Origin of the sequence: Rhizobium sp. Leaf321 (assembly GCF_001423215.1) — a bacterium.
In the GTDB taxonomy this organism is placed as follows: Bacteria; Pseudomonadota; Alphaproteobacteria; order Rhizobiales; family Rhizobiaceae; genus Neorhizobium; species Neorhizobium soli.
Map to the genome: position 1 here is coordinate 194,687 of NZ_LMOF01000003.1, position 22,049 is coordinate 216,735.

The 22,049-nt window shown below is 61.2% G+C and carries 21 protein-coding genes; 9 read left to right on the forward strand and 12 right to left on the reverse strand.

Annotation, left to right across the window (positions count from 1 at the left end; translation table 11 throughout):
• Window positions 1-139: 139 nt before the first annotated feature.
• Complete coding sequence (locus ASF70_RS02520) at window positions 140-865, reverse strand: response regulator transcription factor (RefSeq protein ID WP_092665285.1); 726 nt, start codon at window positions 863-865, stop codon at window positions 140-142.
• Window positions 866-1,212: 347 nt separating this feature from the next.
• On the opposite strand from ASF70_RS02520, the gene ASF70_RS02525 reads away from it, so the two are divergent.
• The 3 genes from ASF70_RS02525 to ASF70_RS02535 all read left to right on the forward strand — a co-directional run bounded on the left by ASF70_RS02525 (window position 1,213) and on the right by ASF70_RS02535 (window position 4,001).
• Complete coding sequence (locus ASF70_RS02525) at window positions 1,213-2,823, forward strand: phosphoenolpyruvate carboxykinase (RefSeq protein WP_062577141.1); 1,611 nt, start codon at window positions 1,213-1,215, stop codon at window positions 2,821-2,823.
• A 106-nt stretch (window positions 2,824-2,929) separates the two neighbouring features.
• A complete protein-coding gene (gene arfB, locus ASF70_RS02530; RefSeq protein WP_062577144.1) occupies window positions 2,930-3,364 on the forward strand; it encodes an alternative ribosome rescue aminoacyl-tRNA hydrolase ArfB in 435 nt (144 codons plus the stop codon).
• Between the two features lie 25 nt (window positions 3,365-3,389).
• A complete protein-coding gene (locus ASF70_RS02535; protein ID WP_062577146.1) occupies window positions 3,390-4,001 on the forward strand; it encodes an alpha-ketoglutarate-dependent dioxygenase AlkB in 612 nt (203 codons plus the stop codon).
• A gap of 40 nt (window positions 4,002-4,041) precedes the next feature.
• Here the strand turns inward: ASF70_RS02535 and coaA are convergent, their stop codons facing one another.
• Genes coaA through hisB form a run of 7 tightly spaced genes read right to left on the reverse strand, consistent with a single transcriptional unit; the run spans window position 4,042 to window position 8,673 of the window.
• Complete coding sequence (gene coaA / locus ASF70_RS02540; protein ID WP_062577147.1) at window positions 4,042-5,043, reverse strand: type I pantothenate kinase; 1,002 nt, start codon at window positions 5,041-5,043, stop codon at window positions 4,042-4,044.
• The gene (locus tag ASF70_RS02545; RefSeq protein ID WP_062577150.1) at window positions 5,040-5,363 is read right to left on the reverse strand and encodes a phosphoribosyl-ATP diphosphatase; all 324 of its coding nucleotides are present in this window, start codon (window positions 5,361-5,363) and stop codon (window positions 5,040-5,042) included. The genes coaA and ASF70_RS02545 overlap by 4 nt, the downstream gene beginning before the upstream one ends.
• A 24-nt stretch (window positions 5,364-5,387) precedes the next feature.
• Window positions 5,388-6,164, reverse strand: a complete 777-nt coding sequence (hisF, locus tag ASF70_RS02550) for an imidazole glycerol phosphate synthase subunit HisF (protein WP_062577152.1) — start codon at window positions 6,162-6,164, stop codon at window positions 5,388-5,390.
• Window positions 6,161-6,904, reverse strand: coding sequence for a 1-(5-phosphoribosyl)-5-[(5-phosphoribosylamino)methylideneamino]imidazole-4-carboxamide isomerase (gene hisA / locus ASF70_RS02555; protein WP_062463004.1), 744 nt, complete (start codon window positions 6,902-6,904; stop codon window positions 6,161-6,163). Before hisA ends, hisF begins: the two co-directional genes overlap by 4 nt.
• 1 nt (window position 6,905) lies before the next feature.
• Window positions 6,906-7,556 carry an imidazole glycerol phosphate synthase subunit HisH gene (gene hisH, locus ASF70_RS02560; RefSeq protein WP_062577155.1) on the reverse strand — a complete coding sequence of 217 codons (651 nt, stop codon included), beginning with the start codon at window positions 7,554-7,556 and terminating at the stop codon, window positions 6,906-6,908.
• Complete coding sequence (locus tag ASF70_RS02565; RefSeq protein ID WP_062577157.1) at window positions 7,556-8,044, reverse strand: DUF2628 domain-containing protein; 489 nt, start codon at window positions 8,042-8,044, stop codon at window positions 7,556-7,558. Before ASF70_RS02565 ends, hisH begins: the two co-directional genes overlap by 1 nt.
• Before the next feature lie 20 nt (window positions 8,045-8,064).
• Window positions 8,065-8,673, reverse strand: a complete 609-nt coding sequence (gene hisB, locus ASF70_RS02570) for an imidazoleglycerol-phosphate dehydratase HisB (RefSeq protein WP_062577203.1) — start codon at window positions 8,671-8,673, stop codon at window positions 8,065-8,067.
• Between the two features lie 213 nt (window positions 8,674-8,886).
• Here hisB and hslV point away from each other — a divergent pair, with 213 nt between their 5' ends.
• The 5 genes from hslV (at window position 8,887) to ASF70_RS02595 (ending at window position 15,677) form a co-directional block, all read left to right on the forward strand.
• The gene (gene hslV, locus ASF70_RS02575; protein WP_062463013.1) at window positions 8,887-9,414 is read left to right on the forward strand and encodes an ATP-dependent protease subunit HslV; all 528 of its coding nucleotides are present in this window, start codon (window positions 8,887-8,889) and stop codon (window positions 9,412-9,414) included.
• 74 nt (window positions 9,415-9,488) lie between these two features.
• The gene (hslU, locus tag ASF70_RS02580; RefSeq protein ID WP_062577159.1) at window positions 9,489-10,796 is read left to right on the forward strand and encodes an ATP-dependent protease ATPase subunit HslU; all 1,308 of its coding nucleotides are present in this window, start codon (window positions 9,489-9,491) and stop codon (window positions 10,794-10,796) included.
• A 199-nt stretch (window positions 10,797-10,995) separates the two neighbouring features.
• Window positions 10,996-11,931 (forward strand): DUF1402 family protein, encoded by a 936-nt coding sequence (locus ASF70_RS02585; RefSeq protein WP_062463019.1) that lies wholly within the window; start codon window positions 10,996-10,998, stop codon window positions 11,929-11,931.
• A 43-nt stretch (window positions 11,932-11,974) separates the two neighbouring features.
• Window positions 11,975-13,378 carry a cytochrome P450 gene (locus ASF70_RS02590; RefSeq protein ID WP_062577161.1) on the forward strand — a complete coding sequence of 468 codons (1,404 nt, stop codon included), beginning with the start codon at window positions 11,975-11,977 and terminating at the stop codon, window positions 13,376-13,378.
• A 124-nt stretch (window positions 13,379-13,502) separates the two neighbouring features.
• On the forward strand, window positions 13,503-15,677 hold the full coding sequence (locus ASF70_RS02595; protein ID WP_062577205.1) for a malate synthase G: 2,175 nt from the start codon (window positions 13,503-13,505) through the stop codon (window positions 15,675-15,677).
• 76 nt (window positions 15,678-15,753) lie between these two features.
• Here the strand turns inward: ASF70_RS02595 and ASF70_RS02600 are convergent, their stop codons facing one another.
• Window positions 15,754-16,437 carry a L,D-transpeptidase gene (locus ASF70_RS02600; protein ID WP_062577163.1) on the reverse strand — a complete coding sequence of 228 codons (684 nt, stop codon included), beginning with the start codon at window positions 16,435-16,437 and terminating at the stop codon, window positions 15,754-15,756.
• A gap of 188 nt (window positions 16,438-16,625) precedes the next feature.
• Here ASF70_RS02600 and ASF70_RS02605 point away from each other — a divergent pair, with 188 nt between their 5' ends.
• A complete protein-coding gene (locus tag ASF70_RS02605; RefSeq protein ID WP_062577164.1) occupies window positions 16,626-17,114 on the forward strand; it encodes an MmcB family DNA repair protein in 489 nt (162 codons plus the stop codon).
• A 10-nt stretch (window positions 17,115-17,124) separates the two neighbouring features.
• Here ASF70_RS02605 and ASF70_RS02610 read toward each other — a convergent pair whose 3' ends face one another.
• The 3 genes from ASF70_RS02610 to hrpB form a co-directional block, all read right to left on the reverse strand.
• Complete coding sequence (locus ASF70_RS02610) at window positions 17,125-17,679, reverse strand: ActR/PrrA/RegA family redox response regulator transcription factor (protein WP_174197349.1); 555 nt, start codon at window positions 17,677-17,679, stop codon at window positions 17,125-17,127.
• A gap of 88 nt (window positions 17,680-17,767) precedes the next feature.
• A complete protein-coding gene (locus tag ASF70_RS02615; RefSeq protein ID WP_062577207.1) occupies window positions 17,768-19,093 on the reverse strand; it encodes an ActS/PrrB/RegB family redox-sensitive histidine kinase in 1,326 nt (441 codons plus the stop codon).
• 126 nt (window positions 19,094-19,219) lie between these two features.
• Entirely contained in the window at window positions 19,220-21,718 is a 2,499-nt protein-coding gene (gene hrpB / locus ASF70_RS02620; protein WP_062577166.1) for an ATP-dependent helicase HrpB, read from the reverse strand.
• Window positions 21,719-22,049 lie beyond the last annotated feature (331 nt).

Genomic DNA, 22,049 nt, shown 5'->3' on the forward strand with positions numbered 1-22,049 from the left:
TCCGGTTTCATGCAATCGGTCTGCCACGTGCAGTCCTTCCAGAGAGCTTACAGTCTAAGCCCTGTGCCGCGGTGGCTTCAAGTTACGCATCCGCACGATCGAATTTTTAGAGGCTCCCGGGTCTCGGAGCTGGCAACCGTTACGCAGCCTCGCGGAATCGGTAGCCAACGCCGTACAGCGTCTCGATCATGTCGAAATCCGTGTCAACCATCTTGAACTTCTTGCGCAGGCGTTTGATGTGGCTGTCGATGGTGCGGTCGTCCACATAGACCTGTTCGTCATAGGCGGCATCCATCAGCGCGTCACGGCTTTTTACGACGCCCGGACGCTGCGCCAGCGAATGCAGGATCAGGAATTCCGTGACTGTCAGGGTTACCGCTTCGCCCTTCCAGGTGCAGGTGTGGCGTTCCTGGTCCATCGCCAGCTGGCCGCGTTCCAGTGTGCGGGCCGCCAACTGGTCCGGGGTCGGCTTGACGCCACCACTTGCCTGCTGGGCTTCGCGTGCGCTGGAACGGCGCAGGATCGCCTTCACGCGCTCGACCAGCAATCGCTGCGAGAACGGCTTGGTGATGAAATCGTCTGCGCCCATCTTGAGCCCGAACAGCTCGTCGATCTCTTCATCCTTGGAGGTGAGGAAGATCACAGGCAGATCGGATTTCTGTCGCAGGCGTCGCAACAGCTCCATTCCGTCCATGCGCGGCATTTTGATATCGAAGATGGCCAGGTGCGGGGGGCGGGCGATCAGCCCGTCGAGCGCGGAGGCGCCATCGGTATAGGTTTCGACCTTATACCCTTCGGCTTCCAGTGCAATCGACACTGAAGTCAGGATATTGCGGTCGTCATCTACGAGCGCGATTGTCTGCATTCTCTCCGTCTCCATCGTCATATAGGCGCATCTCCTGGATGTCCCCAGCCAGAATTGGCGAAAGCCATGCGCTTCTTCAGTATAAAGGTGGAACAAATTGTGGCAACGCCAAGAGGCGCACGGTCGGTAGGGACCTTTGTCCCAATGAGCCAAACACAGTCTGCAGGTCGTGAAAGACCCCCAGAAACGGCGAACAGAAAACCCTCGTAAACCGATTTAATCGAGAATAAAATTTTTTAAATCGATTAAATAACTGATATTATTACGCTATTTCAGAATTATCTTGCCCTTTTTAAAAACCCGCTCTAGGTTCCGCGCAGGTTCAATCCACAAAAAGGAGCGCGCGTATGGAGCAGTTTGGACTTCACAACCCATCGAACGGGCTCGCAGACATCGGTCTCGGCAATGCATCGCGTGTGAATTACAATCTCAGCGAAGTCGAGCTTTACGAAGAAGCGATTCGCCGGGGCGAAGCCGATCTGACGATCGACGGCGCGTTGAGGGCTCGCACCGGACAGCATACCGGCCGGTCGCCCAAGGACAAATTCGTCGTCCGCGACGCGGGTACCGAAGACAAGATCTGGTGGGACAACAACAAGCCGATGTCGCCCGAGCACTTTGCCGTGCTGAAGGCTGACATGCTGGCCCATGCCAGCGGCAAAACCCTGTTTGTCCAGGATCTGATCGGCGGCGCCGATGAAGCAAACGCGCTTCCGACCCGCGTCGTCACAGAGCTTGCCTGGCATGCGCTGTTCATCCGCAACCTCCTCATCCGCCCCAAGCGCGATACGCTGGAAGGTTTCGAGCAGAAGCTGACGATCATCAATCTGCCGAGCTTCAAGGCCGATCCGGCCCGTCACGGCTGCCGCTCCGAAACCGTGATCGCCTGCGATCTGGAAAACGGTCTCGTGCTGATCGGCGGCACGTCGTATGCCGGCGAAAACAAGAAGTCGGTCTTTACCGTTCTCAACTATCTCCTGCCGGCCAAGGGCGGGATGCCGATGCATTGCTCCGCCAATGTTGGCAGCGAGGGCGATACCGCCGTGTTCTTCGGTCTCTCGGGCACCGGCAAGACCACGCTTTCCGCCGACCCGACCCGCACGCTGATCGGTGACGACGAGCATGGCTGGGGCGAAAACGGCGTCTTCAACTTCGAAGGCGGCTGTTACGCCAAGGCGATCAAGCTTTCCGCTGAAGCCGAACCCGAAATCTACGCGGCAACCCGCCGTTTCGGCACGGTCCTGGAAAACGTCGTTCTCGACGACAACCGCGTTCCCGATTTCGACGACAATTCGCTGACGGAAAACACCCGCAGTGCCTATCCGCTGCATTTCATTCCGAACGCATCGGAAACCGGTCTCGCGCCGCATCCGAAGACGATCATCATGCTGACGGCAGATGCTTTCGGCGTGATGCCGCCGATTGCCAGGCTGACCCCGGAACAGGCCATGTACCACTTCCTGTCCGGTTACACCGCCAAGGTGGCCGGTACGGAAAAGGGTGTGACGGAACCGGAAGCCACGTTCTCGACCTGCTTCGGCGCACCGTTCATGCCGCGTCATCCGGCTGAATACGGCAACCTCCTGAAGGACCTGATCGCCAAGCACGGCGTCGATTGCTGGCTGGTCAACACAGGCTGGACAGGCGGCGCATACGGCACCGGTCGTCGTATGCCGATCAAGGCCACCCGCGCGCTTCTGGCCGCAGCCCTGAACGGCAGCCTCAAGGATGCCGAGTTCCGCACGGATGCCAATTTTGGCTTTGCCGTTCCGGTCGCCGTCGATGGCGTCGAAACGTCCATTCTCGATCCGCGTTCGACCTGGTCCGATGGACAGGCCTACGACAACCAGGCAGCCAAGCTGGTCTCGATGTTCATCAAGAGCTTCGAGAAGTTCGAAGACCACGTCGACAGCAAGGTCCGCGACGCAGCACCTGGTCTGAAGATCGCCGCCGAGTAAGTCTTGGGTCCCAGCTGGACCACAAGGATTCACGTGGAACATTATAGCCGCCGGCTCCCTCTGAGCCGGCGGTTTTCTTTTGCTCCGGTTTGTGGGAAATACGGCCATGGCCAGCAATCCTCTCGAGATCAACACCCGCATCACCATCGCCGGATGGGAGCTCACCGAGCAGTTCGTGCTGGCGGGGGGGCCGGGCGGCCAGAACGTCAACAAGGTCTCGACGGCGGTCCAGCTGTTCTTCGATCTCGTCAATTCCCCGTCGCTGCCCGAACGGATCAAGGAAGCCGCGATCAAGCTTGCCGGCCGGAAGGTATCCAAGGACGGCGTGCTGATGATCGAGGCCAACCGGTTTCGAAGCCAGGAGCGCAACCGCGAGGATGCGCGCGACCGGCTGAAGGAACTGATCCTGAAGGCAGCCGAGCCGCCACCGCCACCGCGCCGGAAGACCAAGCCGACCAAGGGCTCCGTGGAGCGGCGACTCAAGGCGAAATCCGGCCGCTCCGATGTCAAGAAGATGCGCGGCAAGCCGAACGGCGACTGACCACGAAGGGCCACGGGGGAATCATATGGCGACTTTGGCAAACGGTATCCGGCATCTGCCGGGCTCTCTGAACCGCGCCGCCCAGGAACATCTGGTCGAGGTCATCCGCGCCATCGTCGCCGAGGCACCGCTCTACGTCCCGGCCATGCCCGGCACGGGCAAACCGATGTCGGTTCGGATGACGAATTGCGGCGAGCTCGGCTGGGTGACGGACAAGGAGCGCGGCTACCGGTACCAGGAGACCCATCCGCAGACGGGCAGACCGTGGCCCGCCATTCCGTCAGAACTGATGGACCTCTGGGAAAACCTCTCCGGCTATGACAAGCCGCCGGAGGCATGCCTTGTCAATTTCTATTCAGACGACGCGAAAATGGGCATGCATCAGGACAAGGACGAATCAGACCTGAACGCGCCGGTCCTTTCCATCTCGCTCGGCAATACCTGCCTGTTTCGGGTCGGTGGGGTCGATCGCAAGGATCCGACAGGCTCCTTCAAGCTCTCGAGCGGCGATATCGTGGTGCTGGGCGGGGAAGGGCGGCTTGCGTTTCACGGGGTGGACCGGATCTATCCCGGCACGTCGACGCTTCTCAAAAATGGGGGCCGCATCAATCTGACACTGCGAAGGGTCAATAGCTGACGATCGAAGATCCATCGTGTAATGGGTATCGATCGACAGCCTACAGTTTTCTCAAAGCCACCGTCTCGATGAAGTGGTCGCGACCCTTGCGCAGAATGATATCGGCGCGGGGCCGGGTCGGGATGATGTTCTGGCGCAGGTTCTTGAGGTTGATGTTTTCCCAAAGCCCTTCTGCGACGGCCATCGCCTCCGCTTCGCTGATCGCCGCATACTTGTTGAAGAAGGATGTCGGCTCACGAAAGGCCGTCTGCCGCAGTTTCATGAACCGCTGGACATACCACTGATGGATCTGCTCCTCGTCGGCGTCGATATAGATCGAGAAGTCGAAGAAGTCAGACACGATCGGCACGATCTTGCCGTCAACAGGCAATGCGCGCGACTGCAGCACATTGATGCCTTCGAAGATTAGGATGTCGGGACGGTCGACCAGCGTATATTCGCCGGGCAGCACGTCATAGGTCAGATGCGAGTAGCGCGGCGCCTTGACGTTTTTCTCGCCGGCCTTGATCGCCGAAAGAAACCGCAGGATCTGGCCGATATCGTAGCTCTCCGGAAAACCCTTGCGCTGCATCAGGTTTTCACGTTGGAGAACCGCGTTGGGATAAAGAAATCCGTCGGTCGTGATGAGATCGACCTTCGGACTTGCCGGCCAGCGCGCAAGCAGTTCCTTCAGCACGCGTGCGGTGGTCGACTTGCCGACCGCGACCGAGCCGGCAACGCCGATGATGAACGGGGTCTTTGACACATCCGGAAGGGTCAAAAAGCGGTTGCGCTGCCGGTAAAGCCGTTGCGAGGCCTCGACATGGGTCGAAAGAAGGCGCGACAGCGACAGATAGATGCGCCGGACCTCGTCGATGTTGATCGGATCGTCCAGCGAGCGCAGCCGGGCGATTTCCTCGGCCTTCAGCGTCAGTGGCGTGTCGGCCCGAAACTTCGCCCATTCCTCGGCGGTGAAGTGGTGGTAGGGCGAGTAGTATTCCGCGTTCACACCGCTCTCCGGGATATCCACATCATGCTTTTCAGGCGTCGAAACGATGTTCATGAAGGAGCTCGGCTCGCCTTTTCCTGCAGGCCTGTCTGGCCTGTCCTGCGCTGAAGTTCGGCGAGCACATCCTGCAACGGGATGTCGGCAATGTTCAATACGACCATAAGATGATAGAGAAGGTCCGCACTTTCAGACACGAGATCGTGCCGGTCCTGCGCCACCGCGGCGATCACGGTTTCCACCGCCTCTTCGCCTAGCTTCTTGGCAGCCTTGGTCTGCCCGGCCGCCACGAGCTTGGCGGTCCAGGATTCCTCAGGCGGGGCTTTCGCGCGCTGCGCAACGATCCTCTCGAGATCGCCGAGGGTGAATTCACTCAAAACCGTCTCCTCCCGTCCCGAATATCAGTCGAGCCGCATGGCAATGCCATGGTCGGCCATATAGCGCTTTGCCTCGCCAATCGAATAGGTCCCGAAGTGGAAAATCGAGGCGGCGAGAACGGCGGTCGCATGGCCCTCTTTCACGCCCGCAACGAGATCGTCCAGCGTGCCGACGCCGCCCGAGGCGATGACGGGAACGCGAACCGAATCGGCAATCGTGCGGGTCAGCGCCAGATCGTAGCCGATCTTCGTGCCGTCGCGGTCCATCGAGGTCACGAGCAACTCGCCGGCGCCGCGCTCGACCATCTTTCGCGCAAACTCGACAGCATCGATCCCGGTCGCAGTGCGTCCGCCATGGGTGAAGATCTCCCAGCGATCGCTCTCGCCTGATGCGGACACCCGCTTGGCATCGATCGACACGACGATGCACTGGTTGCCGAACTTGTTGGCAGCTTCGTAGACGAAATCCGGATTGTTCACTGCAGCGGAGTTGATCGAGACCTTGTCGGCCCCGGCCAGCAACAGCTTGCGGATATCGGCAATGGCGCGAACGCCGCCGCCAACGGTAAGCGGCATGAAGCAGTGTTCGGCGGTGCGGGCCACGACATCGAAGATCGTGTCGCGATTATCGGACGAGGCGGTGATGTCGAGGAAGCAGAGCTCGTCGGCACCGGCAGCGTCATAGGCTTTTGCGGCCTCGACCGGATCGCCGGCATCGATCAGGTCCACGAAATTGACGCCCTTCACGACACGGCCGTCCTTCACGTCGAGGCAGGGAATGACACGGGCTTTGAGCGTCATGCGGCTTCTCCTCTCGCGGCGCGAATCAGCGAAAGCGCTTCGTCAGGATCGATCCGGCCGTCATAGAGCGCTCGCCCGGAAATCGCGCCTTCGAGACGGGCCGCATCCGGCTGCAGCATGCGGTGGATATCGTCCATCGAGGCAAGCCCGCCCGACGCGATGACGGGAATGGAAACTGCATCCGCCAGTTCCAGCGTCGAGGCCCAGTTGATGCCGGCGAGGATCCCGTCGCGGTCGATGTCGGTATAGATGATTGCCGAAACACCAGCGCCTTCAAATTTCTTGGCAAGCTCGATCACGCCCAGCTCGGACGCTTCCGCCCAGCCTTCCACCGCCACTTTGCCACCCTTGGCATCGATGCCGACGGCGACCTGGCCCGGAAACTTCTCGCATGCCTCGATGACGAGAGCAGGATCTCGAACCGCGACGGTCCCGAGAATGACACGCGCCAATCCGCGGCTAAGCCATGCCTCGATATGCTCGAGCGTCCGGATGCCGCCGCCGAGCTGGACCGGGTTCTTCGTTGCCTTCAGGATCGCATCGACGGCCGCGCCGTTGACGCTTTCGCCGGCAAAGGCGCCGTTGAGGTCCACCACATGCAACCACTCGAAACCCTGGTCCTCAAAGGCCTTGGCCTGGTCGGCCGGGTCCGGATTGTAGACGGTCGCCTGTTCCATGTCGCCAAGCTTGAGGCGCACGCACTGGCCGTCCTTGAGGTCGATAGCCGGGAAAAGAATCATGTTAGGGCTTCCAGCGCAGGAAGTTGGAAATCAGGGCGAGGCCGAGTGTCTGGCTCTTTTCCGGATGGAATTGCGCCCCCACCATGTTGTCGCGTCCAACGAAGGCCGTCATCGCGCCACCGTATTCCGTCGTGGCGATGACGTCGGAAGGGTTTGCGGCGGCGAGATGGTAGGAGTGCACGAAATAGGCGTGCAGTCCGTCCGGCCCGGTCGGAATTCCCTCGAACAGAGGATGCGGGTTGGCAAGTTCCAGCGTGTTCCAGCCGATCTGGGGGATCTTCAGGCTGGGATCGGACGGCGTCATTTCGACAACATCGCCCTTGATCCAGCCGAAGCCCTCGCTGGTGGTCTTTTCGAGCCCGCGCGAGGACATCAGCTGCATGCCGACGCAGACCCCGAGGAAAGGGCGTGCGTTTGTCTCGACGGCCTCGATCAGTGCCTCGTGCATGCCGGAAACGGCATCGAGCCCGGCCCGGCAATCGGCATAGGCGCCGACGCCAGGAAGAACGACGCGGTCAGCCGAGGCGACGGCATCAGGCTTGTCGGTGAGGTCGATTTCAGCGTCGATGCCGGCCTCGCGAGCGGCGCGTTCGAAAGCCTTGGTAGCGGATCGGAGATTGCCCGATCCATAGTCGATGATTGCGACGCGCATCAGCGTCCTCCGTGATCGAAAAGTCCGGCGCCGGAACTCTGCCATCCGGCAGCGGCGGGGGAAGGGGTGTTCGTCTGTGGCGCCCATTCGGAAAGAGTAGGCATTGCGCTCGGTTCAGGCTGCGGCAGATTGGAGAAATACATCTCCTCGGCCGTGCTCCTGTCCTGCGCAAACACAACGGTTTCGAGGGTGTAGCCTCGGCGCTGCAGCGACTGCGAGTAGAGATGCCGGCCTTCCAGCGCAACGATCAGGTTCATCGCAAAGCCGAGCAGCCAGCCGCCGATCGCAAAGCCCGGCATCGTCGAAAGAACGCCGCTGCCGATCTGGATCGCAAGGGCAATCGCGCCTGCAATCCACATCCGGTGCCAGAACAGCCAGATCCAGGAGAGAAGAAATGCCGGCCATGAAAATCCGTCCGGCATGATGACGGTGGAACGGTGCTCCCTGTCGGGGCGATTTTTCGGCGTCAGAACGAGATAGCTTCTCAAGGATGAAACTCCTGGAAGCGTCAGGCAAGCGTACCCTTGGTCGAAGGAACGCGATTGGCCTGCCGCGGATCGATTTCGGTCGCGATGCGCAACACGCGCGCCACGGATTTGAAGCAGGTCTCGGCGATATGATGGTTGTTGGCGCCGTAATGGTTGAGGATATGCAGCGTAATCCCGGCATTCTGCGCCAGCGCGTTGAAGAATTCCCGCACCAGTTCCGTATCGAACGTGCCGATCTTCGGGGCCGAGAACGAGACGTTCCAGACCAGGAAAGGCCGGCCCGATACGTCGACCGCAGCCTTCGTCATCGTTTCGTCCATGGCGAGATCGAGCGAGGCATAGCGGGCAATGCCGCGCCGGTCGCCGAGCGCCTTGGAAATGGCCTGGCCAATCGCGATGCCGGTATCTTCCACCGTATGGTGATCGTCGACATGCAGGTCGCCCTTCACGTCGATCTCCATGTCGATCAACGAATGGCGCGAAAGCTGGTCCAGCATATGGTCGAAAAACCCGACGCCCGTCGAAATCTTTGACGTGCCGGTGCCGTCGAGATTGACGGAAACCGAAACGGAAGTCTCGTTGGTCTTGCGGGAAACGCTTCCCGTGCGTGCGGCTGTCGTATCGACCATCATGTCACCCATGCTTATTCTGCGCGCTCCATATCAGGCGCAAGATCAAATATCCAGCAAAAGCGCGGTCGAAGCAGGGCCGTCACGCTGCGCCGTTTCGACAAGATTGTATTCGGCGGATGCCCACTTACATAGGGCACAACGGAGCCGCCATGAACGTCGCTGGGGCTCGCAATCGAAGGCGCCCTCCAGGGGCTTTTAGAGGTATATGGAATGACAACGATTATTACGGTCCGAAAGGGCGGCAAGGTGGTGATGGCCGGTGACGGTCAGGTGAGCCTGGGCCAGACGGTGATGAAGGGCAATGCCCGCAAGGTGCGCCGAATTGGTAAGACCGGCGATGTGATCGCCGGGTTCGCCGGCGCCACTGCGGATGCCTTCACGCTTCTCGATCGCCTCGAAAAGAAGCTCGAGCAGTATCCCGGCCAGCTGATGCGCGCCGCCGTCGAACTTGCCAAGGACTGGCGCACCGACAAGTATCTGCGCAATCTCGAGGCGATGATGCTGGTTGCCGACAAGTCGATCACGCTCGCCGTCACCGGCAACGGCGATGTGCTGGAGCCCGAACACGGCACGATCGCCATCGGCTCCGGCGGAAACTACGCCTATGCGGCTGCCCGCGCGCTGATGGACACGGACATGTCGGCCGAAGAGGTTGCCCGCAAGGGGCTCGATATCGCGGCCGATATCTGCGTCTACACCAATCACAATCTCGTCGTCGAAACGCTCGACGCCGAATAACGCCATCCAAGCCAGAGGATCTCTCACGGGCCGGGCCTGACAGGACGGTTGACGAGGGACGCCAAGAGGAACTCATGACCAATTTTTCTCCCCGGGAAATCGTTTCCGAGCTCGACCGCCACATCATTGGCCAGCATGACGCCAAGCGCGCCGTTGCCATTGCGCTTCGAAACCGTTGGCGCCGTCATCAGCTGGACGAAAGCCTGCGTGACGAAGTCATGCCGAAGAACATCCTGATGATCGGGCCGACCGGCGTCGGCAAGACGGAGATCTCTCGTCGCCTTGCAAAGCTAGCCGGCGCTCCCTTCATTAAGGTGGAAGCCACCAAGTTCACCGAGGTCGGCTATGTCGGGCGTGACGTCGAACAGATCATCCGCGATCTCGTCGAGATCGGCATCGGCCTGATCCGTGAGAAAAAACGCACCGAAGTGCAGGCGAAGGCGCAGGCAAGTGCCGAGGAGCGCGTGCTCGATGCGCTCGTCGGATCGACGGCCTCTCCTGCCACCCGCGACAGTTTCCGCAAGCGCCTGCGCAGCGGCGAGCTTGACGAGAAGGAAATCGAGATCGAGGTGGCCGACACCAGCTCGGGCATGCCCGGCTTCGACATTCCCGGCATGCCGGGCGGCAATATCGGCGTTCTCAACCTCTCCGACATGTTCGGTAAGGCGATGGGTGGGCGCACCAAGAAGGTCAAAACCACCGTTGCCAAGTCCTACGGCGAACTGGTGCGCGACGAATCCGACAAGCTGATCGACAACGAGGTGATCCAGCGTGAAGCGGTGCGTTCGGTCGAGAATGACGGCATCGTGTTCCTCGACGAGATCGACAAGATCGCTGCCCGCGACGGCGGCATGGGTGCCGGTGTTTCACGTGAAGGCGTGCAGCGCGACCTGCTGCCGCTCGTCGAAGGCACCACGGTCTCGACCAAATACGGACCGGTAAAGACGGATCATATCCTGTTTATCGCCTCCGGCGCCTTCCATGTGTCGAAGCCATCGGACCTTTTGCCGGAACTCCAGGGCCGTCTGCCGATCCGCGTCGAGCTGAAGCCGCTGACCAAGGAAGACTTCCGCCGCATCCTGACGGAAACCGAGGCAAGCCTGATCCGGCAGTACAAGGCGCTGATGGGCACCGAAGATCTGGCGCTCGACTTTACCGATGATGCGCTCGACGCGCTGGCCGACGTCGCGGTGCATCTGAATTCCACCGTCGAAAATATCGGTGCCCGCCGGTTGCAGACGGTGATGGAGCGCGTGCTGGACGAGATTTCGTTCACCGCGCCCGATCAGGGCGGCACGGCGATCACGATCGATGCCGAATATGTCCGCAAGCATGTCGGCGATCTCGCCAACGATACCGACCTGTCGCGTTACATCCTCTGACCTTGAATTCGTGGCAGCCGGGCAACGACCGGCTGCTGCTCGCCTTGGCAGTGACGCTATTTTGAATGCCACTCTCTCGACATTACAGCATCTCTTCACGTAAGGGTGACGCGCTTTCGTGATGCGCCGTTCTCCACCGCCTGACTGTTTCGGCGTCTGGAGCGTTATCGGTGCAGACCGTAATTGGGACACGACAATTTTGAAACGCCTCCTGCTTGCATTTCTGATGACCGTCGCATGGACGGCCGCTTCCACGACCTACGCGGCCGCGGTGACCATCGTGCCGGAAGGCAACCGCAATACGGTGCAGCCGAAAGTGCCGGGTGCCTCCGTGCGCCGAACCCGCGCCGGCCGCACCACGTTCGACGACAAGTATGAAAAGATCCGCGATCTGCTCGCAACCGACAAGAAACTGATCGGCAAGATCAGATCTGCGGCAGCGGCCTACGGCTTCGATCCGATCCATATCGTCGGCGCGATCGTTGGCGAGCACACCTATAATGTCGATGCCTATGACCGGTTGCAGACCTATTACATCAAGGCCGCCGCCTATGCCGGCAACAGTTTCCGCTTCGGCTACGACGACGAATCGATCAAGGATTTTCTCGACCGCCCGCAATTTGCAAAATGCAGCACGGGGCTCGACTCCTACCGTCTCTGGACCTGCCGGGAAAATGTCTGGGAAGACGCTTTCCGGGGACGCAAGGTCGATGGCAAGGCGTTTCCGGACAATCGTTTCAGCGCGGTCTTCTTCCAGCCCTTCTATGCCGGCCAGACCTTCGGCCTCGGCCAGCTCAATCCGCTGACGGCGATGATGTTTTCAGACACCGTCGCCCGCGTTTCCGGTTACCCGAAGCTGGACGAGAACAAGGCATCGGAAGTCTATGACGCGATCATGGACCCGGACAAATCGCTCGCCTACATGGCGGCGAACATCCGCCGTTCGATCGACGACTACAAGACGATTGCGAATGTCGATATCTCCCGCAATCCCGGCATCACAGCCACTCTCTATAACACCGGCGGCTCGGCACAACGGGCGGCAGCCTTGAGGGCGCGCGGCGGTTTGCCGGAAGAGAATTATTACGGCTGGCTGGTCAACGACAAGATCGCCGAGTTGAAATCGCTCTTCTGAGTTCTGATATGTTCTTCATCTCTTAAAGATGAGGACCCTTCATATGGACATGCGCCCCGAACCTTTCGTGCCACCGGCACCGGAGCCGCGCACCGTCCCGCCGTCGCGGCTGGAAGTCATCCGCACCGTGATGCGCAATCCGCTCGAACTGTGGGGAAAGCCGTCCTACACGCTTCCCTGGATCGAGACGAAGTTCCTCAAGGAACGCACCCTCATCGTCAACGATCCGGGCCTTATCCGGCACATTCTTGTCGATAATTCCGCCAATTACGAGATGTCGGAGATCCGTCAGCTCATCCTGCGGCCGATCCTGCGTGACGGATTGCTGACGGCGGAAGGGCCCGTGTGGAAGCGCTCGCGCAAGGCGATGGCACCGGTGTTCACGCCGCGCCACTCCCGCGGTTTTGCCGGCCAGATGCTGGCGAAGTCGGAGGAGTATGTCGAGAAGTATGCGGCCGACCATCCTTCGGGCGCGGTCCACGACATCTCGGTCGACATGACGGAACTTGCGTTCGCCATCCTTTCCGAGACACTGTTTTCCGGCGAGATCGTCACCGAGAGCGAGAAATTTTCCGATGACGTCGACAGCCTGCTGCATCGCATGGGCCGTGTCGATCCGATGGATCTTCTGCGCGCCCCTCCTTGGGTACCGCGCGTGACGCGGATCGGTGGCCAGCGCGTGCTGGACAAGTTCCGCAAGGTCGTCGCCGATACCATGATCCAGCGCCAGAAGCGGATCCGCGAGACGCCGGATGCCGTACCGCAGGATTTTCTAACATTGCTGCTGCAGCTCGAAGGGCCCGACGGCCTGACGATGGCCGAAATCGAAGACAATATCCTGACCTTCATCGGCGCCGGCCACGAAACGACGGCGAGGGCGCTCGCCTGGACGCTGTATTGCGTCGGCCAGTCGCCGCATGTGCGCGATGCGATGGAAACGGAGATCGATCAGGTCTTGAGCGAAGGGGCCGAACCGGTCGACTGGCTGGAGAGAATGCCCTGGGTGAGAGCCGCTTTCGAGGAAGCGCTGCGGCTCTATCCGCCGGCGCCCTCCATCAACCGCGCGGCAATCCGTGGCGATCGCTGGACCAGCCCGACGGGCGAGACCGTGACCATCGATGCGGGCGTGACGGTTCTCGTCATGCCATGGACACTGCATCGGCATGAACTCTACTGGGAAAAGCCGCGCGCCTTTATGCCCGAACGCTTCCTTCCGGAAAACCGTGGCAACATCAATCGCTTCCAGTACCTGCCGTTCGGAGCGGGCCCGCGCACTTGCATCGGTGCCGTCTTTGCCATGCAGGAGGCGGTGATCGCGCTTGCCGTGTTGATGAAGAGCTACCGGTTCGATGTGGTGCCGGGCACCAAAGTCTGGCCGGTGCAGAAGCTCACCACCCAGCCGCAGGACGGAATACCCATGAAGGTGGTCCGTCGGCGCTCCACGTGAAACACCTCTTGAGGGTGGTCCATATCGGCCCATGATTTCATGGTCGATGGCATCGTCGGCGATTGACAGACAAAGTCTTGCGGGCAATCTGCATGTCACCAAAAAATCATACGGGAGGCGCGGCATGACTCGCATCGAAAAAAACGGACTGCAGATCGATCAAAAGCTGCACGACTTTCTGGTTACCGAAGCGCTTCCCGAGACCGGTATTGATGCCGACCATTTCTTCGCCGAGTTTTCCGCGATCGTTCACGACCTTGCGCCGAAGAACCGGGCGCTTCTGTCCAGGCGCGATGCGTTTCAGCTCGAGATCGACGAGTGGTACCGCAAGCACGGTGCACCGAACGACCTGGCTGCCTACGAGGAATTCCTGCGCGAGATCGGCTATCTCCTTCCCGAAGGACCCGATTTTAAGGTCTCGACGGAAAACGTCGATCCGGAAATTGCCGGCATCGCCGGCCCGCAGCTCGTCGTCCCCGTGATGAATGCACGCTATGCACTAAACGCCGCCAATGCCCGCTGGGGTTCGCTCTATGATGCGCTTTATGGCACGGACGCCATCCCGGAAGTGGATGGTGCCGATAAGGGCAAGGGCTACAATCCGGTCCGCGGCAAACAGGTGATTGCCTGGGTGCGCGACTTCCTCGATCAGTCGGCTCCGCTTTCCGGCGCCAGCTGGAAGGATGCAGCCTCCTTCAAGGTGGAAGATGCCGCCCTGTTCGTGACGCTGTCGAACGGCGAGGTGACAGGCCTGACCGATCCGACGCAGTTTGCCGGCTATCTGGGCGAACCGAACCGGATCCTGCTTGTGCGCAACAACCTGCATGTCGAAATCGTCATCGATCCGGCAACCGCGATCGGCAAGGACGATCCGGCCCATATTTCTGATGTGCGAATCGAATCGGCGATCACCACAATCATGGACTGCGAAGATTCGGTCGCCGCTGTCGACGCTGAGGATAAGGTTGCCGTCTATCGCAACTGGCTCGGCCTGATGAAGGGCGATCTCGCGGAAGAGGTTGCCAAGGGTGGCAAGAACTTCCTGCGCACGCTCAACCCGGATTTTGACTATACGGCGCCCAATGGCGCAACCGTCGAAGTCAAAGCCCGCTCGCTGATGCTGATCCGCAATGTCGGCCACCTCATGACCAACCCGGCCATTCTCGACCGCGACGGCCATGAAGTGCCCGAAGGCATCATGGATGCTGTCGTCACGGCGCTGATCGCCATCCACGACATCGGTCGCAAGGATGGCGGCATCACCGGCCGCCGCAAGAATTCGAAGCTCGGCTCCATGTATGTGGTCAAGCCGAAGATGCACGGGCCGGAAGAAGTGGCCTTCGCAGCCGAGATCTTCACGCGCGTCGAACAGGCGCTCGGTCTCGCCGACAATGCCATGAAGATGGGTATCATGGACGAGGAACGCCGCACCACGATCAACCTCAAGGAGGCGATCCGCGCCGCAAAGGAGCGCGTCGTGTTTATCAACACCGGCTTCCTCGACCGCACCGGCGACGAGATCCACACCTCGATGGAAGCCGGCCCGATGATCCGCAAGGGCGACATGAAGCAGGCGGCTTGGATTGCGGCCTATGAGAACTGGAATGTCGATATCGGTCTCGCCTGCGGGCTGTCCGGCCATGCACAGATCGGCAAGGGCATGTGGGCGATGCCGGATCTGATGGCGGCGATGCTGGAGCAGAAGATCGGTCACCCGAAAGCGGGCGCCAACACCGCCTGGGTCCCGTCACCGACGGCCGCCACTTTGCATGCCACCCACTATCACACAGTCGATGTCGCCGAAGTCCAGAAGGGGCTGAAGACTCGCACCCGTGCCAAACTCTCCGATATCCTGTCGGTGCCTGTCGCCTCGCGGCCGAACTGGACGCCGGAAGAAATCCAGCGCGAACTCGACAACAATGCGCAGGGCATTCTCGGCTACGTCGTGCGCTGGATCGACCAGGGCGTCGGCTGCTCCAAGGTGCCGGATATCAACGACATCGCGCTGATGGAAGACCGGGCGACCCTGCGCATCTCGTCGCAGCATATGGCCAACTGGCTGCACCACAAGCTCGTCACCGAAGAGCAGATCGTCGAGACGCTGAAGCGGATGGCGGCAGTGGTCGATGGCCAGAACGAAGGCGATCCGCTCTATAAGCCGATGGCAGCTAACTTCGACGCCTCGGTCGCCTTTCAGGCAGCGCTCGAACTGGTGCTCAAGGGTCGCGAACAGCCGAACGGCTATACCGAACCGGTTCTGCACCGCCGCCGGCTGGAACTCAAGGCAAAGGCCGGTTAATCCGGCCCGTCGCTCAGACAACAAAAAAGCCGCCGGGAAATCCTCGGCGGCTTTTGCATTTGCAGGCGTTGAACCGTTACTGAATCACGACGACCTTGGTGTTGCGGCCCGGACGGACGCGGCTGTAGAGGTCGATCACGTCCTGGTTCATCAGACGGATGCAGCCCGACGAAGCGGCGGTGCCGATCGAGGCCCATTCCGGCGTGCCGTGCAGGCGAAACAGCGTGTCCTGGCCCTTTTCGTTGAACAGGTACATGGCGCGTGCACCAAGCGGGTTCGACAGACCGGGGCCCATGCCGTTTTCGACATAACGGGCGATGTCCGGCTTGCGCACTGCCATTTCCTTCGGCGGATGCCAGTTCGGCCATTCCTGCTTCCAGGCAACATAGGCTGTGCCCGACCATGCGAAGCCCTGCTTTCCGACGCCGATACCATAGCGCATCGCACGACCACCCGGCAGGATGAAATAGAGATGACGTTCGCGGGTATTGACGATGACCGTGCCCGGGCGTTCGTTCGTCTCGTAATTGACGACCTGGCGAACGAACTGAGGCTTCACCCGGTTGATCGGGATCGCCGGCAGGGTGTAACCTGCATCGGTGATCGAGCCATACGAATCGGTAAAGATCTGCGCCGTCTCGATACGGACCGGAGCATCGGCCTGGGCGACCGTCCGGGGTGTGTCGGACGTGGTGGAGCAGCCGGCCAGGGCAGAGGTTGCCAACAGGCCGAGTGCGAGCATGCTGTTGCGAAAGCGCATGGATGTCTCTTGATGTACGAATCGATTGAAATTGGCGCTCAGGCGCCTTCGGACCCGTTATTTTCCATAGCGCAGCGCTTGGCAAGCGATAGCAGTGAGCCAGGGGATCGCGCTTCCACGAATGCAAAAGGCAATGTCCTTTTTGCAACATCCGTACCCCCCCGGAGGGGCTGTGACAGGTCAAGTGCATGACGATATTGAATATTGCCAATAATAACCCGCTGGTCGACGGCCGTCAGTCGTCGCGGGCCATGATGGTCCGCCGCGGCATGCAGATCCTGCTCCATGACATGCGGCACGCCATTCTTCCGGAAATGGCGCTTTCCAACGGTCGCCGCGCCGATCTCATAACGGTATCGGAAAAGGGCGAGATCTGGATCATCGAGATCAAGACCTCCATCGAAGACTTCCGGGTCGATCGCAAATGGCCAGATTACCGCGCCTCCTGCGACCGGCTGTTCTTCGCCACCCACAAAGACGTTCCGCTCGAGATCTTTCCGGAAGATTGCGGCCTGTTCCTGTCCGATGGCTACGGCGCGCACCAGATGCGCGAAGCGCCGGAACACAGGCTGGCGCCCGCATCGCGCAAATCGATCATGCTGAATTTCTCCCGCGTTGCCGCGCGAAGGCTGATGCTGGCCGAATGGGCGACCGGCAAAAGCTTCGACGACATCTGACCGGCGAGACTTACTTCGGTGCGCGCTTGGCAAGTATCCGCTGCAGCGTGCGCCGGTGCATGTTCAGCCGCCTTGCGGTTTCCGAAACATTGCGCTCGCAGGCCTCGTAGACGCGCTGGATATGTTCCCAGCGCACCCGATCGGCAGACATCGGGTTCTCGGGCACATCCGCCTTTTCGCCCGGGCGCTGCATCAAGGCGTTGAACACATCGTCCGCATCCGCAGGCTTGGACAGATAGTCGAGCGCTCCAAGCTTAACAGCCGTCACCGCGGTCGCGATATTGCCGTAGCCGGTCAGCACCACGATCTTGGTGTCCGAACCGGACTTCTGGATGGCTTCGATCACGTCGAGACCGTTGCCGTCACCCAGCCGCAAATCGACCACGGCATATTTCGGCGGCCGGGCTTCGGCCTTGGCGATCCCTTCGGCGACCGATTCCGCTGCATCCACGATAAAGCCGCGGCTTTCCATGGCGCGCGCCAGACGCCGCAGGAACGGGCCATCGTCATCGACGAGCAGCAAGAAAGGATCGTCTCCGAGCTGGGCATCGTCGAGGGCGGGCATGTTTTCAGAATTCGTATCCATCGTCTGTCTCCACGGACAACGGTCCGTTGCTGCACTTCAATATGGGTCGCGTTGGCAAAGCGGCCACTCATTTTATCGCCGGCCGGTCCATCAGGCTGCGCGGCCATTCGATCCGGATCCGGGCGCCTGCCTTGCCGGCATCGCGGTTGCCGAACTTGAGCGATGCCCCCGATCGCTCCAGCAGCGTCTTGGCGATGAAGAGCCCGAGCCCGAGCCCACCCGCGCTTTCGTCTTCGCGAGACCGCGTGGTCATATAGGGCTCGCCGATATGGGCGAGTATATCCGGCGCATAACCGGGACCATCATCCTCGATCGTGATGGCAACCCGCGACGCCGTGTGTTCGGTGGTCACCGTGACCTTGTCCCTCGCATAATCGACGGCATTTTCGACAAGGTTGCCGAGACCATAGAGGATTGCCGGGTTGCGGTTGCCGACCGGCTCGCCGGCAATGTCGCTCTTTTCGATGATCTCGACATCGATGCCGAATTGCCGATGCGGCGCGATCACTTCCTCGATCAGCGACGACAGCGGCAGGCGGCGCATATGCTCCTCGCTTTCCGTCGACAGCGATGTGAGCCGGCGCAGGATGTCGCGGCAGCGCTCGCTCTGACTGCGCAGCAAAAGCACGTCTTCGCGAAACCGGTCGTCTTCGCGCAGGTCGCGCAGCATTTCCTTGGCAACGACGCTGATTGTGGCAAGCGGCGTTCCAAGCTCATGGGCCGCCGCGGCCGCCAGCCCGTCAAGCTGCGACAGGTGCTTTTCCCGCTCCAGCACCAGTTCGGTCGCGGCCAGCGCATCCGCCAGAAGCGCCGCCTCGCTCGAGACGCGGTAGGCATAAAAGGCGGCAAACATCATCATCGAGGCGATCGCGCACCAGACGCCGATCTGCATCACCGGCTGCGTCTCCAGCGTCTGGCCCGCATACCAGGGCACATCGAAGGGCGAAAAGGCGATGGTGGTGGTGCAGATCAGGGCAAACACGATCAGCATGATCGAATGGCGCAAGGGTTGCGAGGCAAACGAAATGATCACCGGCACGCAGATCAGCGGCGCAAAGGGATTGGCAAGGCCACCGGTGATAAATAGGAGCGAAGCCATCTGCAGCAGATCAAAGCCCAGAAGCGCAATGACGGACCGCGGGCCCAACCGATGCGTGGCCGGAAACCAGGCCGAAAGGGTGAGGTTCGCCACGGCAAGCGCCGCGATCAGGATTGCCGCTTCCATCAGGGGCAGCGGGAACTGCAGCACGAAGGCGACGATCACCACCGTCGCCGTCTGTCCGGCAACCGCAAGCCAGCGCAGCCGCACCAGCGTCTGCAGGCGCATCCGCCGGCTGGATCGGCTGCGCACCGCATCGGAAAGAGCGATCACGTCGTTCTCGCTGGTCGCCATCTCGTCGCCGGACATGTCTCTGGTCGCCATCTCTTCTATGTCCCGCTTTCCGCTTCGACTGTCACGACGCTTTTCATAGCGCGCCGCATCTCGTGGTCGCAGGCGGCATTCTGTCACGTCTGCCTATCATGTCCCGCGCGGTTTCGCCCGCGCCGTCGGCAGAGCCTCTGCCGGATCTTCCGGCCACGGATGTTTCGGATAGCGTCCTCGCATGTCGGCGCGCACATCCTTCCACGATCCTGACCAGAAACCGGGGAGGTCTCTTGTCGTCTGGATCGGCCGGTGCGCGGGCGATGTCAGTTCGAGCAGCAGCGGCAGGCGCCCGCCCGCTACAGCCGGATGGGTCTTCAGCCCGAACAGTTCCTGAACCCGGATCGACAGGGTCGGCTCGTCTCCATCGTAGCGGATCGGATGCCGCTGTCCGGTCGGCGCCTCGAAATGCGTCGGCGCCAAGCGTCCCATATCCTGCAGGATGTCGTAGGGAACAAGCGAGCGCAGCCCTTCTGAAAGACTGCCGGGCTGGATCGCGTCGATGCCGGAGGCCTGGCCCTGAAACGGAACGAACCATTCGGCAAGCTGATCAAGGAGTGCTGCGTCATCCATGTCAGGCCAGGGCGCACCGATCGTCCGGTAAAGGAAACCCAGCCTCTCGCGCAGCTGCGCGCCGTCCTTGGAAAACGGCAGGACCTGAAGCCCAAGCTCCCGCACACCCTCGGCAAGTGCCAAGGCAGCGGCTTCGCCCGTTTTGCGGGGCAGGGGCTTTTCCTCGAACACGATGGCGCCAAGCCGCGTCACCTTGCGGGCCCGCAGCTTCAGGCTCTGGCGGTCGAACACCGTCTCGTCCTGGCGCACGATCAGATCGTCGAGCTCGGCCTCGATCTCGGCACGACTGGTTTCGGCCGCCGCAAGGATCCGCGCCTTGACGGCCCGCCCGGAAAGATCGGCAATGACAAGCATCGTTGCACCCGCAAGCCGCTCGGTTTCCGGCAGTTCCGCCCCCCGGCCGTTTGCCATCACGAACCGCCCGCGCCCGCCGCGCTGGATCGCCACCCGGTCCGGATAGGCATGCAGCAGAAGCTGGCCGGCTGTTGCTGGCAAACCGGGTTGCGTCTTGCGGGGCAGGCCTGAGGCGATCCGGTCCGCAAGCCGCCTTGCGGCGTCGGCACGCTCACCTTTCTCATTGCGGAACCGTCTCAGTCTTTCATCGAGGTCCACATCCGATCCGCCAAGCCCCTGTTCGGTCAGGAGCACTGCCAGCAGGCAAGCCTGACGGCCATGGCCGTCGTCTGCCGCCGAAATCGTCATCGCCGCAAGCCGCGGCGGCAGCGCCATGTCGCGCATGGTCTTGCCGCGCGCTGTCAGCCGACCCTGCTCATCGAAGGCCCCGAGCTGGGTGAGAAGGCTTTTCGCTTCCTTGAAGGCGGCCGCAGGCGGCGGATCGAGAAACGCCAGCGATGCCGGATCCTCCACGCCCCAATGGGCAAGGTCGAGGACGAGGCTAGAGAGATCGCTCGCAAGGATCTGCGGTGGCGTGAATGCCGGCAGGGCCGCCGTCTGGCCGGGATGCCACAGACGAATGGCGATACCCGGTTCGGTTCGCCCGGCGCGTCCGGCCCGCTGATCCGCCGAGGCGCGCGAAGCCCGCACGGTTTCCAGTCTGGTAATGCCGGTCGAAGGCTCGAACACCGGCAGCCGCTGCAAACCGCTGTCGATCACGAGGCGCACCCCGTCGATGGTGATCGAGGTCTCGGCGATCGAGGTCGCGAGCACGATCTTGCGCTGTCCGGCAGGGCAGGGCCGGATCGCCAGATCCTGATCGCGCTGAGAAAGATTGCCGTAGAGCGGCACGACCAGCGTTTCCGGGCCGAAGCGACCCTGCAGCCGCTCAGCCGTGCGCAGGATTTCCCCTTGGCCCGGCAGAAAGACAAGGATGGAGCCGGTTTCCGATCGGTGCGCTTCAATGATCGCGCGCGAGACCGTATCCTCGATCCGCTCGCCCGCCGGCCTGTCTTGATGGCGGATCTCGATCGGGTGGCCTCGTCCCTCGCTGACTATAACGGGCGGATCGGAAAGCAGCCCGGCGACCCGCTCGACATCGAGCGTCGCCGACATCACGAGGATGCGAAGGTCTTCCCGCAGCGCCGATTGGACATCGAGCGCAAGCGCCAGCCCGAAATCCGCATCGAGCGAGCGTTCGTGGAATTCGTCGAAGATGACAGCGGAGACGCCAGCAAGTTCGGGATCGTCGAGGACCATGCGTGCAAACACGCCTTCGGTGACTACCTCGATCCGGGTTGCCGAAGACACCCGGTTGTCGAGCCGCATCCGGTAACCGACGCGACCGCCCACCTCTTCTCTTATAAGAGACGCCATGCGTGCTGCTGCGGCGCGCGCCGCAAGCCGCCGCGGTTCAAGCAGGATGATCTTGCCCCCGCACCACGGTTCAAAGAGAAGTACCAGCGGAACCAGTGTCGTCTTGCCGGCGCCGGGTGGCGCGGAGATGACGGCCCGGTTGCCGTTGCCGAGCGCCGACAGGATCTGAGGAAGCACATCCGAGACCGGAAGCTTCGGCAGTCCCGCGATGAGGGCCGCACCTGACGATGCAGAAGGTAATGACGCAGACATTCCTGAACTCGCTTTTGACCGCTCTCTATATAGAGACAGATACGCGCCACGAAAGCGGACGCTTAGCCTGCGAAGCCCCTATAGGCACCAGAGGCGGCCGGGCCGGGCCGGACCTCTTCTAGCTACCCGTCCTTAAGAATGGATAGCCCCTTCGACAAAGACAGGCCATCGAGGAAGCGTTGCCTGCTTTGTCATCACTGCCCAAACTCTAAGCCGTATCAGAGGCTTCCGCTGACTTGTGAAAGAAAAATGACATTTTTGAAAAACCCCTGTTGACTTGGTCTGGGCCTCGGATCTATAACCCGCTCACTGAACGAGGGCGGCGGCGCTG

Bases quoted from the DNA above. Each gene is read 5' to 3' on its own strand.
- ASF70_RS02520 (WP_092665285.1), bottom strand. From the start codon at position 865: ATGCAGACAATCGCGCTCGTAGATGACGACCGCAATATCCTGACTTCA.
- ASF70_RS02525 (WP_062577141.1), top strand. From the start codon at position 1,213: ATGGAGCAGTTTGGACTTCACAACCCATCGAACGGGCTCGCAGACATC.
- arfB (WP_062577144.1), top strand. From the start codon at position 2,930: ATGGCCAGCAATCCTCTCGAGATCAACACCCGCATCACCATCGCCGGA.
- ASF70_RS02535 (WP_062577146.1), top strand. From the start codon at position 3,390: ATGGCGACTTTGGCAAACGGTATCCGGCATCTGCCGGGCTCTCTGAAC.
- coaA (WP_062577147.1), bottom strand. From the start codon at position 5,043: ATGAACATCGTTTCGACGCCTGAAAAGCATGATGTGGATATCCCGGAG.
- hisF (WP_062577152.1), bottom strand. From the start codon at position 6,164: ATGACGCTCAAAGCCCGTGTCATTCCCTGCCTCGACGTGAAGGACGGC.
- hisA (WP_062463004.1), bottom strand. From the start codon at position 6,904: ATGATTCTTTTCCCGGCTATCGACCTCAAGGACGGCCAGTGCGTGCGC.
- hisH (WP_062577155.1), bottom strand. From the start codon at position 7,556: ATGCGCGTCGCAATCATCGACTATGGATCGGGCAATCTCCGATCCGCT.
- hisB (WP_062577203.1), bottom strand. From the start codon at position 8,673: ATGGTCGATACGACAGCCGCACGCACGGGAAGCGTTTCCCGCAAGACC.
- hslV (WP_062463013.1), top strand. From the start codon at position 8,887: ATGACAACGATTATTACGGTCCGAAAGGGCGGCAAGGTGGTGATGGCC.
- hslU (WP_062577159.1), top strand. From the start codon at position 9,489: ATGACCAATTTTTCTCCCCGGGAAATCGTTTCCGAGCTCGACCGCCAC.
- ASF70_RS02590 (WP_062577161.1), top strand. From the start codon at position 11,975: ATGGACATGCGCCCCGAACCTTTCGTGCCACCGGCACCGGAGCCGCGC.
- ASF70_RS02595 (WP_062577205.1), top strand. From the start codon at position 13,503: ATGACTCGCATCGAAAAAAACGGACTGCAGATCGATCAAAAGCTGCAC.
- ASF70_RS02600 (WP_062577163.1), bottom strand. From the start codon at position 16,437: ATGCGCTTTCGCAACAGCATGCTCGCACTCGGCCTGTTGGCAACCTCT.
- ASF70_RS02605 (WP_062577164.1), top strand. From the start codon at position 16,626: ATGACGATATTGAATATTGCCAATAATAACCCGCTGGTCGACGGCCGT.
- ASF70_RS02610 (WP_174197349.1), bottom strand. From the start codon at position 17,679: ATGCCCGCCCTCGACGATGCCCAGCTCGGAGACGATCCTTTCTTGCTG.
- ASF70_RS02615 (WP_062577207.1), bottom strand. From the start codon at position 19,093: ATGGCGACCAGCGAGAACGACGTGATCGCTCTTTCCGATGCGGTGCGC.
- hrpB (WP_062577166.1), bottom strand. From the start codon at position 21,718: ATGTCTGCGTCATTACCTTCTGCATCGTCAGGTGCGGCCCTCATCGCG.